General features: G+C 75.5%; 15 protein-coding genes and 1 pseudogene. 13 read left to right on the forward strand and 3 right to left on the reverse strand.

Annotated features, from left to right (window positions below; all coding sequences use genetic code 11):
- Positions 1–31: 31 nt before the first annotated feature.
- The 11 genes from ABZ457_RS12865 to ABZ457_RS12915 all read left to right on the forward strand — a co-directional run bounded on the left by ABZ457_RS12865 (position 32) and on the right by ABZ457_RS12915 (position 10,649).
- On the forward strand, positions 32–778 hold the full coding sequence (locus ABZ457_RS12865; RefSeq protein ID WP_359157021.1) for a PIG-L family deacetylase: 747 nt from the start codon (positions 32–34) through the stop codon (positions 776–778).
- Positions 779–806: 28 nt separating this feature from the next.
- The gene (locus tag ABZ457_RS12870; protein WP_359157023.1) at positions 807–1,409 is read left to right on the forward strand and encodes a cupin domain-containing protein; all 603 of its coding nucleotides are present in this window, start codon (positions 807–809) and stop codon (positions 1,407–1,409) included.
- 164 nt (positions 1,410–1,573) lie between these two features.
- Positions 1,574–2,551, forward strand: coding sequence for an NADPH:quinone oxidoreductase family protein (locus ABZ457_RS12875; RefSeq protein WP_359157025.1), 978 nt, complete (start codon positions 1,574–1,576; stop codon positions 2,549–2,551).
- Positions 2,548–3,729: an acyl-CoA dehydrogenase family protein gene (locus tag ABZ457_RS12880; protein ID WP_359157027.1), complete on the forward strand. Its 1,182-nt coding sequence runs from the start codon at positions 2,548–2,550 to the stop codon at positions 3,727–3,729. Before ABZ457_RS12875 ends, ABZ457_RS12880 begins: the two co-directional genes overlap by 4 nt.
- Positions 3,726–4,805 carry an acyl-CoA dehydrogenase family protein gene (locus tag ABZ457_RS12885; RefSeq protein ID WP_359157029.1) on the forward strand — a complete coding sequence of 360 codons (1,080 nt, stop codon included), beginning with the start codon at positions 3,726–3,728 and terminating at the stop codon, positions 4,803–4,805. Before ABZ457_RS12880 ends, ABZ457_RS12885 begins: the two co-directional genes overlap by 4 nt.
- A 115-nt stretch (positions 4,806–4,920) precedes the next feature.
- The gene (locus tag ABZ457_RS12890; RefSeq protein WP_359157031.1) at positions 4,921–6,576 is read left to right on the forward strand and encodes an ABC transporter substrate-binding protein; all 1,656 of its coding nucleotides are present in this window, start codon (positions 4,921–4,923) and stop codon (positions 6,574–6,576) included.
- The gene (locus ABZ457_RS12895) at positions 6,573–7,565 is read left to right on the forward strand and encodes an ABC transporter permease (protein ID WP_359157033.1); all 993 of its coding nucleotides are present in this window, start codon (positions 6,573–6,575) and stop codon (positions 7,563–7,565) included. Before ABZ457_RS12890 ends, ABZ457_RS12895 begins: the two co-directional genes overlap by 4 nt.
- Positions 7,558–8,469, forward strand: a complete 912-nt coding sequence (locus tag ABZ457_RS12900) for an ABC transporter permease (RefSeq protein ID WP_359157035.1) — start codon at positions 7,558–7,560, stop codon at positions 8,467–8,469. The genes ABZ457_RS12895 and ABZ457_RS12900 overlap by 8 nt, the downstream gene beginning before the upstream one ends.
- Positions 8,470–8,579: 110 nt before the next feature.
- Complete coding sequence (locus ABZ457_RS12905) at positions 8,580–9,542, forward strand: ABC transporter ATP-binding protein (protein WP_359157161.1); 963 nt, start codon at positions 8,580–8,582, stop codon at positions 9,540–9,542.
- On the forward strand, positions 9,535–10,194 hold the full coding sequence (locus ABZ457_RS12910; RefSeq protein WP_359157038.1) for an ATP-binding cassette domain-containing protein: 660 nt from the start codon (positions 9,535–9,537) through the stop codon (positions 10,192–10,194). The genes ABZ457_RS12905 and ABZ457_RS12910 overlap by 8 nt, the downstream gene beginning before the upstream one ends.
- Positions 10,195–10,454: 260 nt before the next feature.
- Positions 10,455–10,649 (forward strand): hypothetical protein, encoded by a 195-nt coding sequence (locus tag ABZ457_RS12915; protein WP_018849202.1) that lies wholly within the window; start codon positions 10,455–10,457, stop codon positions 10,647–10,649.
- A 37-nt stretch (positions 10,650–10,686) separates the two neighbouring features.
- Here ABZ457_RS12915 and ABZ457_RS12920 read toward each other — a convergent pair.
- Together ABZ457_RS12920 and ABZ457_RS12925 are read right to left on the reverse strand one after the other, a co-directional pair.
- A pseudogene (locus ABZ457_RS12920) lies at positions 10,687–11,027 on the reverse strand (DUF779 domain-containing protein).
- A gap of 146 nt (positions 11,028–11,173) precedes the next feature.
- Positions 11,174–11,569 (reverse strand): DUF5997 family protein, encoded by a 396-nt coding sequence (locus ABZ457_RS12925; protein WP_359157040.1) that lies wholly within the window; start codon positions 11,567–11,569, stop codon positions 11,174–11,176.
- Between the two features lie 58 nt (positions 11,570–11,627).
- Here ABZ457_RS12925 and ABZ457_RS12930 point away from each other — a divergent pair, with 58 nt between their 5' ends.
- Both ABZ457_RS12930 and ABZ457_RS12935 read left to right on the forward strand, forming a co-directional pair.
- Entirely contained in the window at positions 11,628–12,413 is a 786-nt protein-coding gene (locus ABZ457_RS12930) for a LysR family substrate-binding domain-containing protein (protein ID WP_359157042.1), read from the forward strand.
- A 717-nt stretch (positions 12,414–13,130) separates the two neighbouring features.
- On the forward strand, positions 13,131–14,093 hold the full coding sequence (locus ABZ457_RS12935; protein WP_359157044.1) for a polyprenyl synthetase family protein: 963 nt from the start codon (positions 13,131–13,133) through the stop codon (positions 14,091–14,093).
- 37 nt (positions 14,094–14,130) lie between these two features.
- Here ABZ457_RS12935 and ABZ457_RS12940 read toward each other — a convergent pair whose 3' ends face one another.
- Positions 14,131–15,015 carry a universal stress protein gene (locus tag ABZ457_RS12940; RefSeq protein ID WP_359157046.1) on the reverse strand — a complete coding sequence of 295 codons (885 nt, stop codon included), beginning with the start codon at positions 15,013–15,015 and terminating at the stop codon, positions 14,131–14,133.
- Positions 15,016–15,072: the final 57 nt, after the last annotated feature.

Here is a 15,072-nt window from a genome sequence, read left to right on the forward strand (position 1 = left end):
CTCCGGGCGGGCGGGCCGTAGGGTGCCGGGTATGACCGATGACGTTTCGCAGCAGCTTTCGGAGATGCCCGGCGACTGGCAGCGGGCGCTGGCCGTGGTCGCCCACCCCGACGACCTGGAGTACGGCTGCGCCGCCGCCGTCGCCGGATGGACCGACCAGGGCAAGGACGTGGTCTATCTGCTCGCCACCCGGGGCGAGGCGGGCATCGACTCGGTGCCGCCCGAGGAGGCCGCGCCGCTGCGCGAGCGGGAGCAGCGGGCGAGCGCGGCCGTGGTCGGCGTCTCGGCCGTGGAGTTCCTGGACCACCGGGACGGCGTCGTGGAGTACGGCACCGGCCTGCGGCGGGACATCGCGGCCGCGATCCGCCGCCACCGCCCGGAGCTGGTGATCACCCTCAACCACCGGGACACCTGGGGCGGTGTCGGCTGGAACACCCCCGACCACCGCGCGGTCGGCCGTGCCACCCTGGACGCGGCGGCCGACGCCGGGAACCGCTGGATCTTCCCCGAGCTGGTGACCGAGCAGGGGCTCGAACCCTGGGGCGGGGTGCGCTGGGTGGCGGTCGCCGGTTCGCAGAGCCCCACGCACGCCGTCGACGCGCGCCCCGGGCTGGAGCGCTCCGTCCTCTCCCTCCTCGAACACCGCGCCTATATCGAGGGGTTGACCGAGCAGGACCCCGAGGCGTACTGCCGGGGCTTCCTGGTGTCGGCGGCCGAGGCCGCCGCGCCGCGCTTCGGCGGCCGCCCGGCCGTCACCTTCGAGCTCTTCCCGTGCTGACGGACGCATGAGCCGTGCTGACGGACGTATGAGCGACGAGAACGGCGCGCCGGGCGGCGAACCCCTGGACGCGGTGCTGAACGAGGTCGGCCCCCGGCTGCGCCGCATCCGCCGCGAGCGCGGCGCGACCCTGGGGGCGCTCTCGGAGGCCACGGGCATCTCCGTGAGCACCCTCTCCCGGCTGGAGTCCGGCCGGCGCCGCCCCACCCTGGAACTCCTGCTGCCCCTCGCCCGCGCCCACCAGGTGCCGCTGGACGAACTCGTGGGCGCCCCGCCCGTCGGCGACCCACGGGTGCGCGCCAAGCCCGTGGTCCGTGGGCACCGCACGATGTACCCGCTGACCAACCGGCCCGGCGGCCTCCAGGCGTTCAAGGGCGTCTACCAGCCCTCCCGGGAGCCGGTCGAGCAGCGTGTCCACGAGGGCTACGAATGGCTGTACGTGCTCTCCGGGCGGCTGCGCCTCCTCCTCGGCGACCACGACGTGGTGCTGACGGCGGGGGAGGCCGCCGAGTTCGACACCCGGGTGCCGCACTGGTTCGGCACGGCGGACGAGGCGCCGGTGGAGTTCCTGAGCCTGTTCGGCCCGCAGGGGGAGCGGATGCACGTCCGCGCGCGGCCCCGGCGGGACTGATCCTCAGCGGGGCTGCCCCCGCGGGGCCCGGCCCCCGGCCGGGGCGGGGGTGCGGGCACGGGGGGCTTCCCGAGGCGGCAAGCGACCGCTTAGTATGCGTCGCGCGGGTGATGCTTCGCCCGTGATCCGCACGTACTGCCCTACGGCTGGTGGGAGGCCCCGAGATGCAGGCATGGCGAGTGCACCGCAACGGCGAGCCCGGCGAGGTGATGCAGCTCGACGAGGTGGACCGGCCGGTGCCCGGCGAGGGGCAGGTGCTGCTGAGGGTCCTCGCCGCCAACATCAACTTCCCCGACGCCCTGCTCTGCCGGGGCCAGTACCAGATCCGCCCGCCGCTGCCGTTCACCCCCGGCGTCGAGATCTGCGGCGAGACCGAGGACGGCCGCCGGGTCATCGCCAACCCCGCCCTCCCGTACGGCGGCCTCGCCGAGTACGCCCCCGCCGACGCGGCCGCCCTGCTGCCCGCGCCCGAGGCCCTGGACGACGCCGAGGCCGCGGCCCTGCACATCGGCTACCAGACCGGCTGGTTCGGCCTGCACCGCAGGGCCGCCCTCCAGGAGGGCGAGACCCTGCTCGTACACGCGGCGGCCGGCGGTGTCGGCAGCGCCGCCGTCCAGCTCGGCAAGGCGGCCGGCGCCACCGTGATCGGCGTCGTCGGCGGCCCGGAGAAGGCCGCCGTCGCCCGCTCCCTCGGCTGCGACCTGGTCATCGACCGCCGCGAACAGGACGTGGTCGCCGCCGTGAAGGAGGCCACCGGCGGACGCGGGGCGGACGTGGTCTACGACCCGGTCGGCGGCCCCGCGTACACCCAGTCCGCCAAGTGCGTCGCCTTCGAGGGGCGGATCGTGGTGGTCGGCTTCGCCAGCGGCGACATCCCGGCGCCCGCCCTCAACCACGCCCTGGTCAAGAACTACGCCATCCTCGGCCTGCACTGGGGCCTCTACGCGCAGAAGGACCCCGCCGCCATCGCCGAGTGCCACCGGGTGCTCACCGAGTACGCCGCCAAGGGCCTCGTCCGCCCCCTGGTGAGCGAGCGGGTGCCGCTGGCCGGCGCGGCCGGCGCCGTACAGCGCGTCGCCGACGGCACCACCACCGGCCGCCTCGTGGTCCTCCCCGGCGGCACGGACGGAGCGGCCCGATGACCGACGCCGCCGAACTCCGCGACCGAGTGAGCGCGTTGCTCGACGCCCACCCGCCCGCCGGTACCCCGCGCGAGGACTTCCTGCGCGCCCGCTTCGACGCCGGACTCGCCTGGGTCCACTACCCCGAAGGGCTCGGCGGCCTCGGCGCCCCGCGCTCCCTCCAGGCCGTGGTGGACGCCGGACTCGCCGCCGCCGGAGCCCCCGACAACGACCCGCGCCGCATCGGCATCGGCCTCGGCATGGCCGCGCCGACCCTCCTCGCCTACGGCTCCGAGGAGCTGAAGAAGCGCTTCCTGCGCCCGCTGTGGACCGGCGAGGAGGTGTGGTGCCAGCTCTTCTCCGAACCCGGCGCCGGCTCCGACCTCGCCGCCCTCGGCACCCGGGCCGTCCGCGACGGCGACGACTGGGTGGTCGACGGCCAGAAGGTGTGGACCTCCAGCGCCCATCTCGCCCGCTGGGCCATCCTCATCGCCCGCACCGACCCCGACCAGCCCAAGCACCGGGGCATCAGCTACTTCGTCTGCGACATGACCGACCCCGGTGTGGAGGTCAGGCCGCTGCGCCAGCTCACCGGCGAGGCCGAGTTCAACGAGGTCTTCCTCACCGGCGTCCGCATCCCCGACGCCCACCGCCTCGGCGGTGTCGGCGAGGGCTGGAAGGTCGCCCAGACCACCCTGATGAACGAGCGCGTCTCCATCGGCGGCCAGCGCCTGCCCCGCGAGGGCGGCATGATCGGCCCCGTCTCCCGCACCTGGCGCGAACGCCCCGACCTGCGCACCCACGACCTCCACCAGCGGCTGCTGGACCTGTGGGTCGAGTCCGAGGTCGCCCGGCTCGCCGGGGAACGCCTGCGCCAGCAGCTCGTCGCCGGACAGCCCGGCCCCGAGGGCAGCGCCATGAAGCTCGCCTTCGCCCGGCTCAACCAGGAGATCAGCGGCCTGGAGGTCGAACTCCTCGGCACGGACGGGCTGTTGTACGACGACTGGACCATGCGCCGCCCCGAACTCGTCGACTTCACCGGACGCGGGGCCGGCTACCGCTATCTGCGCTCCAAGGGCAACTCCATCGAGGGCGGCACCAGCGAGGTGCTGCTGAACATCGTCGCCGAACGCGTCCTCGGCCTGCCCGCCGAGCCCCGCAACGACAAGGACATCCCCTGGAAGGACCTCGCCCGATGACGGACCTTCTCTACTCCGAGGACGAGACCGACCTCAGGGCCGCCGTCCGCGCCCTGCTCACCGCCCGCGCCGACCCGGCCGCCGTCCTCGCCGCCCCCGGGGCCGAGAGCGGCGCCGCCGCCGACCCCGCCCTCTGGCGGGCCCTCGCCGCCGAGGTCGGCGCGGCCGGACTCCTGGTGCCCGAGAAGCTCGGCGGCGCGGGCGCGAGCCACCGCGAGGCCGCCGTCGTCCTGGAGGAACTCGGCCGCGCAGTCGCGCCCGTCCCGTATCTCACCAGTTCCGTGGTGGCCACCTCCGTGCTGCTCGCCCTCACCCCCGGCGCGGAGACCGAGGCCCTGCTGCGCGACCTCGCCGAGGGCCGCCGCACCGCCGCCCTCGCCGTGCCCCTCTCCCTCGCCCCCGGCGACCCGCTGCCCGGCGGCACGGACCGGATCACCCCGGTCGCGGACGCGGCCTCCGCCGACGTCCTCCTCGTCCCCGGGCCGGAGGGACTGCGGGCGGTGGAAGCGCGGGACGCCCTCGTCGAACCCCTGATCGCCCTCGACCTGACCCGGCCGCTCGCCGCCGTCACCGTCCCCACCGGGGCCGGGACTCCGCTCGCCGGGGCGGCGGAGAGCGAACGGGCGGTCCGGCGCGGCCTGCTCACGGGTGCCGCGCTGCTCGCCTCCGAACAGCTCGGGATCGCGGAGTGGTGCCTCGCGGAGACCGTCCGGCACACCCGCGAACGCCACCAGTTCAACCGGCCCGTCGGCTCCTTCCAGGCCCTCAAGCACCGGATGGCGGGGACCTGGCTGGAGGTCGTCTCCGCCCGGGCGGCCGCCCGCGCCGCGGCCGACGCGCTCGCCACCGGCAGCGAGGACACCGCCCTGCTGACGGCCGTCGCCCAGACCTACTGCTCCCGAGTCGCCGTGCGCGCCGCCGAGGAGTGCGTCCAACTGCACGGCGGCATCGGCATGACCTGGGAGCACCCCGCGCACCTCTACCTCAAGCGCGCCAAGGCCGACGCGACCGCCTTCGGCGCACCCGGCCGGCACAAGGAGACGGTGGCCGCCCTCACCGGACTGCACTCCCCCTGACGACCCCGGTGCCGCACCCGTCCCCCGGGTAACACCCCCTGTTCCGCCCCACCCTTTACCTGCTGTTTAATGCCAGGGTTTGGCAACAACGGACGATCTTCAACAGGGGTGCGACATGACGGGCCGATCCATACGGCGCGCTTCCGGAGCGGCCGTGGCCGCCGCGCTCGCCATCGGCGCGGCGGCCTGCTCCAACCCGCAGGCCGGCGGCACCGACGGAGCCGGCGGCGGCGAGTCCGCCGTTGTCGGCATCGCCTACGAACCCGACAGCCTCAGCCCGCTCCTCGGCTACGGCAAGGACGGCAACAGCAAGATCTTCGACGGGCTCCTCGCCTTCGACGGCGAGATGAAGCTCCGCCCGGCGCTCGCCGCCGAACTGCCCGAGGTCAGCGACGACGGCCTCACCTACACCTACAAGCTCCGCCAGGGCGTGAAGTTCAGCGACGGCGAACCGTTCACCGCCGACGACGTCGTCTTCACCTACCGCACCATCCTCGACGAGAAGACCAACAACGCCTCCCGCACCGAGCTGGACGCCGTCAAGGACGTCCGCGCCACCGGCGAGGACACCGTCGTCTTCACCCTCGCGTACCCCTACGCGCCCTTCGCCCAGCGCACCGTGCTGCCCATCGCCCCCGAGCACGTCGCGGGCAAGCAGGACGTCAACACCGGCCCGTTCACCACCAAGCCGATCGGCACCGGCCCCTACGTCCTCACCAACTGGTCCAAGGGCGAGAAGATCAGCTTCAAGGCCAACCCCGGCTACTGGGGCGGCGAGCCGAAGGTGAAGAAGTTCACCATGGCGATCATCAAGGACGACGACGTGCGCGCCACCCGCCTGCGCGCCGGCGACCTGGACGGCGCCATCCTCCCGCCCAACCTCGCCGAGGGTTTCGGCAAGGACCGCGGCACCCGGACCCACGAGGCCACCACCTACGACTACCGCACCGTCACCCTGCCCACCGGCAACAAGGTCACCGGCGACACCGCGATCCGCCGCGCCCTGGACACCGCCGTCGACCGGCAGGCCATGGTCGACAGCATCCTCAACGGCGCCGGAAAGCCCGCCTACGGGCCCGTCCCCACCGGCAGCGAGTGGTTCACCCGGGGCACCGAGCGCACCCACGACCTGCGCGCCGCCAAGAAGATCCTCGACGAGGCCGGCTGGAAGCCAGGCAAGGACGGCGTCCGCGTCAAGGACGGCGTCCGCGCCGCCTTCCCGCTCTGGTACGTCAGCGGCGACAAGCTCCGCCAGGACCACGCCCTCGCCTACGCCTCCGACGCCCGCAAGGCCGGTATCGAGATCAAGACCCAGGCCGGCACCTGGGAGGTCATCGAGCCCCGGATGAAGCACGACGCCGTCCTCGCCGGCGGCGGCTCCCCGGGCGACCCCGACTTCGACCAGTACCTGCTGCTCCGCTCCGACCTCGCGGGCGACGGCTTCAACAACATGGCCTGGTACGACAACCCGGCCGTCGACAAGGCCCTGGACGAGGGCCGCAAGGCCGGTGACAAGGCCGAGCGGAAGCGGGCCTACGACACCGTCCAGCGTGAGCTGGTGAACAACCCCGGCTACACCTTCCTCACCCACATCGACCATGTCTACGTCCTCGCCGACAGGTGGGACGGCCTGAGCACCCAGATCGAGCCGCACGACCACGGCCTCGCCTCCGGCCCCTGGTGGAACGTCGAGAAGTGGGCCCCCAAGGGCGGTGCCGAGGGCGGTTCCGGCGACGGCTCCGGCGACGGCTCCGGGGACGCGAAGAAGTGAGGCGCCGCCTCCCCTGGGGGGCGCTGGCGCGGATGACGGGACGGCGGGCCCTGTTCGCCGTCCCCGTCCTCCTCACCGTGACCTTCGGCGTCTTCGCGGTCGCCGCCGCCTCCCCCTTCGACCCGGTCAAGGCGTACACCGGCACCGCCGGACTCACCGCCTCCCAGGAGAACCTGGACCAGATCCGGGCCAACCTCGGCGTCGACCAGCCGCTGGTGACCCGCTGGTGGGAGTGGATCACCGCCGCCCTCGGCGGCGACCTCGGCGACTCCAGCGTGATGCGGATGCCCGTCGCCGACGTCATCGCCGGACGCGTCGGCTGGTCCGTGCTGCTCGCCGCGACCGCCTTCGCCCTCGCCGTGCTGCTCGGCACCGCGCTCGGCCTCCTCGCCGCCCGCCGCCGCGGCGGCCTGGTCGACCGCTGCGTCAGCTCCGCCGCCTACACCCTGGAGGCCGCGCCCTCCTTCTGGCTCGGACTGCTCGCCATCTGGTTCTTCGCCCTGGAACTGGGCGTGCTGCCCGCGGGCGGGCTCACCGACACCGCCAGCGACACGGTCACCTTCGACCAGGTCGCCCGCCACCTCGTCCTCCCGGCGACCGTCCTCGGCATCAGCCAGATGCCCTGGTTCTTCCTCTACGTCCGCCAGGGCGTCGGCGACGCGCTCGACGAGGACGCCGTCCGCGGCGCCCGCGCCCGCGGCCTCGCCGAACGCACCGTGCTCACCGGCCACGCCCTCCGCTCCGGGATGCTGCCGATGCTCACCCTGATCGGCTCCCGCGTCCCCGAACTCATCACCGGAGCCCTGCTCGTGGAGACCGTCTTCAGCTGGCCCGGCATCGCCGCCGCCACCGTCCAGGCCGCCACCGCCGTCGACTTCCCGCTGCTCGCCGCGCTCACCGTGCTGGCGACCGCCGCCGTCCTCGCCGGCAACCTCCTCTCCGACCTCCTCTACGGGCTCGCCGACCCCCGGGTGGGCTTCGATGGCTGACCTGCTGAGCAAGACGCCCCGCGCGGCCGAAGGACCCGCCGCTCCCGGCGAGTGGCGCAGCCGGGGCCGCACCCGCCGCTCCACGCGCACCGTGCGGGTCACCGTCTCCGCCGTGATCACGGCGGCCGTGGCCCTCGCCGTCCTCGTGGTCCCGCCGGTCGTCCAGCTCGACCAGCAGGCGGTCGACCTGTCGATGAAGCTGATGCCCCCGTCCGCCGCCCACCCCTTCGGCACCGACGACGTGGGCCGCGACCTGCTGCTGCGCTGCGTCTACGGGCTGCGCGTCTCGCTGCTCGTCGGCCTGGTCGCCGCGCTGGTGGCCACCGTCATCGGCACCGCGATCGGCGCGCTCGCCGCCGCCTTCGGCGGCTGGACCGACCGGGTGCTGATGCGGCTCGTGGACACCTTCTCCTCCGTGCCGCACCTGCTGCTGGGCATCTTCATCGTTGCGATGTTCCGCCCCGGGGTGTGGCCCGTGATCGTGTCCGTCGCCCTCACCCACTGGCTCTCCACCGCCCGTATCGTGCGCGCCGAAGTGCTGTCGCTGCGCGCCCGGCCCTATATCGACGCGGCCGTCAGCGGCGGCGCGAGCCGACGGCGGGTGCTGCTGCGGCACCTGCTGCCCGGGGTGCTGCCGCAGGCCGGGCTCGCCGCCGTGCTGATGGTGCCGCACGCCATGTGGCACGAGTCCGCGCTCTCCTTCCTCGGCCTCGGACTCCCCACCCACCAGGCCAGCCTCGGCAACCTGGTGCAGAGCGCGCGCGGCTCCCTGCTCGCCGGGGACTGGTGGCCCACCCTCTTCCCCGGCCTCTTCCTGATCATCCCCACGCTCGCCGTCGCCGGTCTCGCCGGCGCCTGGCGCGAGCGCATCAACCCGCGCCGCCGATCGGAGCTGATGCTGTGACCCCGGCGACCACCCCTGCCACCCCGGCCACGACAACCACGACGGCCACGACTCCGGCTGTTTCCGGCGAATCCGTGCTCGCCGTCCGGGACCTGTCCGTCCGCTTCCGGATGCGCGGCGGACGCCATGTCGCCGCCGTCACCGGGGCGACCTTCGACCTGGCGGCGGGGGAGTGCCTGGCCCTCGTCGGCGAGAGCGGCTGCGGCAAGTCCGTCCTCGCCTCCGCCCTGCTCGGGCTGCTGCCCGGCAACGCGCAGACCGGCGGCAGCGCCGTCGTCGACGGCACCGACCTGCTCACCGCCGATGAACGCACCCTCGCCCGGAGCGTCCGGGGCCGCCGCGTCGGCCTCGTCCCGCAGAGCCCCGCCGCGCACCTCACCCCGGTGCGCACCGTCGGGGACCAGCTCGCCGAGACCGTCCGCGCGCTCACCGGACTGCGCGGACCCGCGGCCCGCAAGGCCGCCGCCGAGGCCGCCGACCGGGCCGCGTTCCCCGCCGGGCACCTCGACCGCTACCCCCACGAACTCTCCGGCGGCCTCGCCCAGCGCGCCGCCACCGCCCTCGCCCTCGTCGGCGACGCGCCCCTGCTCCTCGCCGACGAGCCCACCACCGGACTCGACCGCGACCTGGTCGAGCACACCGCCGACGAACTCCGCCGCCACGCCGACCAGGGCCGCGCCCTCCTCCTCATCACCCACGACCTCGCCGCGGCGCAGCTCACCGCTGACCGGGTCGCCGTGATGTACGCCGGCCGTATCGTCGAACTCGCGCCGGCCGACGCCTTCTTCGGCGAGCCGGGCCCCCGGCACCCGTACGCCCGGGGACTCCTCGCGGCCCTGCCCGAGCGGGAGTTCACCCCCATCCCCGGCCTGCCCCCGGAACTGGGCGACCTGCCCCCGGGCTGCGCCTTCGCCCCGCGCTGCGCCCGCGCGGACGCCCGGTGCGAGGCCGTGCCGGCCCTCGGCGACGGCGTCGCCTGCCATCACCCCCACGACGGGGCGGCGGCCGCCGGGCCTGGGGAGCCGGCCCCGGTGCGCGGCGACCGTACGACCGAGGAGAGCCCGCGTGTTTGAGCTGGACCGGATCACCGCCGGGTACGAGCGCCGCAAGCCCGTCGTCCGCGAGGTCTCGCTGCGCCTCGCGCCCGGCGAGTCCGTCGGTCTGCTCGGCCCGAGCGGCTGCGGCAAGTCCACCCTCGCCCGGGTCGCCGCCCTGCTGCACCGGCCCGACACGGGGCGGGTCACCGTCGACGGCGAGACCGTGCGCGGCTGGCGGCACCGCGCGCCCCGGTCCCAGCGCACCGCGATCGGCGTGGTCTTCCAGCAGCCCCGGCTCGCCGCCGACCCCCGGCTCACCCTGCGCGACCTCATCGCCGAACCCCTGCGCGCCACCGGCCGCCGGGCCGAGGCGGCGGAACGCACCGCCCCGCTCGCCGAGACCGTGGGCCTCACCCCGGAGCTGCTGCGCCGCCGCCCCCACGAGGTCAGCGACGGCCAGCTCCAGCGCGCCTGCCTGGCCAGGGCCCTGGTGCTGGAGCCGCGCTGGCTGGTGTGCGACGAGATGACCGCGATGCTGGACGCCTCCACCACGGCGGCCCTGGTCGCCGCCGTCGAGGAGTACCGGCGCACGACGGGCGCCGGGCTGCTCGCCGTGGGGCACGACCGGGTCCTGCTGGAGCGCTGGTGCGACCGGACGGCCGACTGGGCGGAGCTCACCGCGGCCTGAAGCCGGACCTCGCCGCGGCCTGACGCCCGGCCGGGCGCCGGTCGCCCCGGCCACCCCGCGAGCCCTGGGTTCACCTGCCCCGGGCCGTCTCACCCGGACGGCGGACACGCCAGTCGCCCGGACGGGCCCCGGGCTGCGCCAGACTGGCCGCCGAATGCCGCACATCCGGCGCAATGCCGCGTATCCGGTGCGGTACGGACGACCGGTGCGGGCCCCGCCCGGCGGGCGCGGCCCCGGCGGCGGGGCGGAGGAGGCTCACGATGGCCATCACGATCTCGGTACTGCTGCTGCTGACGGTGCTCGCGGTGATCTTCCTGCGCAGCGGGGGGCTCAAGTTCTCCCACGCGCTCGTCTGCGCGCTGCTCGGCTTCTTCCTGGCCGGCACCAGCATGGCCCCGACCATCCACGAGGGGATCGCCTCGACCGCCTCGGTGGTCGGCAGCCTCCAGCCCTGACCCGGCACGCGGCCCGGGGGCCTGTGCCCGGGGCCCGTCAGATCACGGACGACCGGATCAGGAAGCGGACGCCCTCCGGCGCCTCCAGCGAGAAGCCGCTGCCCGCCCCTCGACCACGTCCACCACCAGCCGGGTGTGGCTCCAGCGCGCGTACTGGTCACGGGAGATCCAGAACGGCACCGCCTCGGGCACCCCCTCGACGCCCAGCTCCGCCAGCAGCACGTCCGAGGCCCCGGTGCGGAACTCGCCGGCCGGATAGCACATGGGCGCGCTGCCGTCGCAGCAGCCGCCGGACTGGTGGAACATCAGCGGCCCGTGGGCGGTCCGCAGCAGACCGGCGGCGGCCTCCGTCAGCTGCACGCGCGGGATCTCGGTCATCCGGCCAGTGAACCCGGCCGGAGGTTGCGACACCGTTGCGCCCGACGACGCGGCGCGGTTGGCCGCCGCCCCGGGGACGCCGACCGCCCGGCGCCCCGTACGGGGACGCGGCTCAGCCCACCGCCGCCCGCGGGCCGCGGCCCGGCTCAGTCGTGGTCCGCCGCCGCGCGCTCCGCGTCCCGCGCCTTCAGCCGGGCCGCCTCCTTGCGGACCCCGGCCTGGGTCTCCCGCTCCTTGCGCAGCCACTCGGGCTCCTCGCGCTTGATCGCCTCGATCTGCTCGGTGGTCAGCGCCTCGGTGACCCCGCCGCGCGCGAGACCGGCGATGGAGACGCCCAGCTTGGCCGCGACCACCGGACGCGGGTGGGGGCCCTCGCGCCGCAGCTCCCGCAGCCACTCCGGCGGGTCGGCCTGGAGGGCGTTGAGTTCGGAGCGTGAGACGGAACCCTCACGGAACGAGGCGGGGGTGGCCTCAAGGTACACACCCAGCTTCTTCGCCGCGGTCGCGGGCTTCATGGTCTGGGTGTTCTGGTGCGACGTCATGGTGACCAGCGTATCGAGCGTGTGTGCCCCCGCCGACCACGGCCGGTAGCCTGGCCCGGTGACAGGCTCGGACAACTCCCCGTCGTTCCGGCTCGCGTACGTACCCGGAGCGACCCCCGCCAAGTGGGTGCGGATCTGGAACGAGCGGCTCCCGGACATCCCGCTGACCCTCGTCGACGTACCCGCGGCGCGCGTGGCGGAGGTGCTGCGCGAGGGCGCGGCCGACGCCGGCCTGGTGCGGCTCCCGGTCGACCGGACGTATTTCAGCGCCATCCCCCTCTACACGGAGACCACGGTCGTCGTCGTCCCCAAGGACCACGCCGTCGCCGCCGTCGACGAGGTGACGGCCGAGGACCTCGCGGACGAGATCGTCTTTCACCCCCTCGACGACACCCTCGGCTGGGAGCAGCCCCCGGGCCGCCCCGCGATCGAGCGTCCCGCGACGACGGCGGACGCGATCGAGCTGGTCGCGGCCGGGGTGGGCGTCCTTCTCGTCCCCCAGTCGCTGGCCCGGCTGCACCACCGCCGTGACCTGACCTACCGGCCGGTCACGGACGTCCCGCAGTCGAGCGTGGCGCTGGCCTGGCCGGAGGAGGCGACGACGGACCTGGTGGAGCAGTTCATCGGGATCGTGCGCGGCCGGACGGTCAACAGCACCCGGGGCCGCCCCCTGCCCGAGACCCAGGGGAAGGGCGGCACGGCCCGGCGGTCCGGACGGGCGGCCTCCGGCACCAAGGGCGGCGGCCGCAAGCCCGCGCCCGGCAAGCGCGGCGGCGCTCAGCCGGGCCGCGGCGGGCGCCCCGGCACGGGCCGGGGCAAGGGCGGCGGCCGGCGCGCGGGCTGACGCCCGGGCCCGGAGGCGGGGCCCGGGGCCCACCGGGACCCAGACACCCCGGGCCGTGCCGGACCTGCCCCGGGGCTGACGCCCCGGGCTCTGCCGGACAGGGCCGGAGACTGACCCTGCGGGTGAGCCGGACCCGCCCAGCGCGTGACGCCCGCAGCGCGGGGGCTGCGGGCTGAGCCGGACCCGCCGGGAGGCTGAGGTTGCGGGGTGAGCCGGACCTGCCCCGGGGCTGACGCCCAGGGGCGCGCCGGGCCCGCCCTGAGGCTGCCGCCCCGGGCTGCGCCCGACGCGCCGGGAGCCTGAGCCTGCGGGCTGCGGCGGCACTGCTCAGTGCCTGACGCCGCAGTGCGGATGCTCACGCCCCGGGCTGAGCCGGACGCGTCCGGAGACTGACCCTGCGGTGAGCCGGGCCCGCCGGGAGGCTAAGGCTGCGGGGTGAGCCGGACCGGCTCCGAGGCTGCCGCCCCGGCCGCGCCGGACCCGCTCGGTGCCTGACGCCCACGGGCTGCGGCCTGCCCCGAAGCCGGCGACCCGAGGGGCGCCGGGCCCCGCCCGGCAGGGGCCCTGCCAGGCCCGTGGCCGGATTCGGCCACGGGGCGAATGGCCGCGAATGCACGTCCGCCCGCGCCCCGCCGCGGGGTACCGTCCCGCAGACCGGCGGCCGGCCGGAGACGACCGGCCGCACCGTACGGGGGTGCGAGACAAGGGGTGGATGCTGTGACGTACCTGGAGCTGCACGAGAAGTTCGCGGCGGCCGTCGAGAGGGAGACGCAGACGGCGCTCGCGACCCTCGGGCCGTCCGGTGGCCCGTTACGGACGGCGGCCGAGGGGCTGCTGCGCCACCAGACCTTCGCCCACCCGCTCTCCGTCCTGCCGCTCCTCGTGCACGGCGCGGAGACCGGCACCGCCGCCCCCGCCGTCCCGCTGGCCGCGCTGCACGACCTGTGGTGGACCTCCGCCTGCTATCTGGACGACCTGGCCGACGGCAACGCCTCCCTCGTGCAGTCCGGCGCCCTCGGCGCGGACGAGGCCCTGCTCGCGGCGGTGGTCACCGGCCATGTCCTGCCGCTGCGGATCGTCCGCTCGCTCCCCGTCGCCGAGTCCCTGCGGGGCGCTCTGGCCGACGAGGTCCTGGCCTGCGCCGCCGGGGCGGCCGACGGGCAACTCGCCGATCTGCGCGGGGACGCGGCCCGGTCGCCCCGGGACGCCGTGGTCCAGGTGTACCGGGGGAAGTCCGGCGCCCCCTTCGCCATGATCACGGCGACGGCCGCGCTGCTCGCCGGAGCGGACGGGGGGCGGGTGGGCCGGTGGCGGGAGCTGGGCGCCGTGTTCGGCGTGCTGTGGCAGCTCTTCAACGACCAGGAGGACATCCGCTCCGGGCGGCACGAGGACCTCGCCAACGGCACGGTGACCTGGCTGCTGGCCCGGGCCCTGGACGCCGCCTCGCCCGCCGGGGCCGCCCGGATCGGTGAACTGCGCCGCGCGGCACGGGAGTCGGAGGCCGCCCGCGCCGAACTCCTCGGGCTGCTCCTCGCCCCGGACACCCTGGACCGCTACGCCGCCGACCTCGCCGCCCACCGGGACGAGGCGCTGGACCTGCTCGGCGGACTGGGCGGCGACGAGGAGTACGTCCGGGTGCTGCGGGACCTGGTGGAGGGCTCGGCGCGCCTGCTGCTCTGAGGCTGCTCCGAGGCGTGGGCGGAGTCCCGGGGCCCGCTCACTCCGGGCGGGGCGCGATCAGCACCGGGCAGGCCGCGTGGTGCAGCACCGTGTGCGTCACCCGGCCCAGGGACGAACCCAGGGCCCGCCGGGTCCGCCGGTCACCCAGGACCATCAGGTCCGCCTCCGCCGTGGCGTCGACCAGGAGGCCCGCCGTCGAACGCGCCGCCTCGGACCGGACCTCGACGTCCAGCCCCGGGAACGCCTGGCGCACCCCCTCGGCCAGGGCATCCGCCCGCTCGCTGTGCCGCAGGGCGGTCTCGTCCAGGCCGTCCATCATGCTGACCATGTCGCCGACCTGGGTCAGCACGTTCCACACGCACACCAGGCGCAGGGTGGCGCCCCGGAGCGCGGCCTCCTCGGCGGCGCGCGCCAGCCAGGGGCGGTCGTCCTCGCCGCGGACACCGGCGGCGACCACGTTCCGCGGCGGCGCGTCCGTGTCGCCCCGCACCACGACCACGGCGGCCGCGCTGCGGGTGGCGACGGACAGGCCGACGGAGCCGAGCATCAGAGAGCCGAACCCGCCGAGTCCGCGGTGCCCGACGACCAGGGCCGTGTCGGGCCGGGCGAGGGAGCGCAGCGCGTCGGCGGGGTCGTCGTGGGTGAGTTCCGTCGTCACGGTCAGCCCCGGGTGGCGTCCGGCCGCCAGCTCCCGGGTGCGCTCCAGCAGGTCGTGGCCCGCCTCGCGGACCCGCCTGGCCGTCTCGGCGGAGGTGAAGAGGGTCTCCCGGTCGGTGTCGGTGGCGTGCACCAGGTGCAGGGGGACCTCGCGCAGGGCGGCCTCCGCCGCGCCCCACAGCACGGCGGCGCGGGCGTGGTCGGAGCCGTCGACGCCGACCACGATCCGGCCGGTTCCCGGGGTGCCTGCTGCTGGGTTGTTCATCGTTCCTCCTCGGGCGCGGTGCACGGTCCCACCGTCCACGCTGACAGGGGAGGGGGA

Source organism: Streptomyces sp. NPDC005805, assembly GCF_040630445.1.
Classification (GTDB): domain Bacteria; phylum Actinomycetota; class Actinomycetes; order Streptomycetales; family Streptomycetaceae; genus Streptomyces.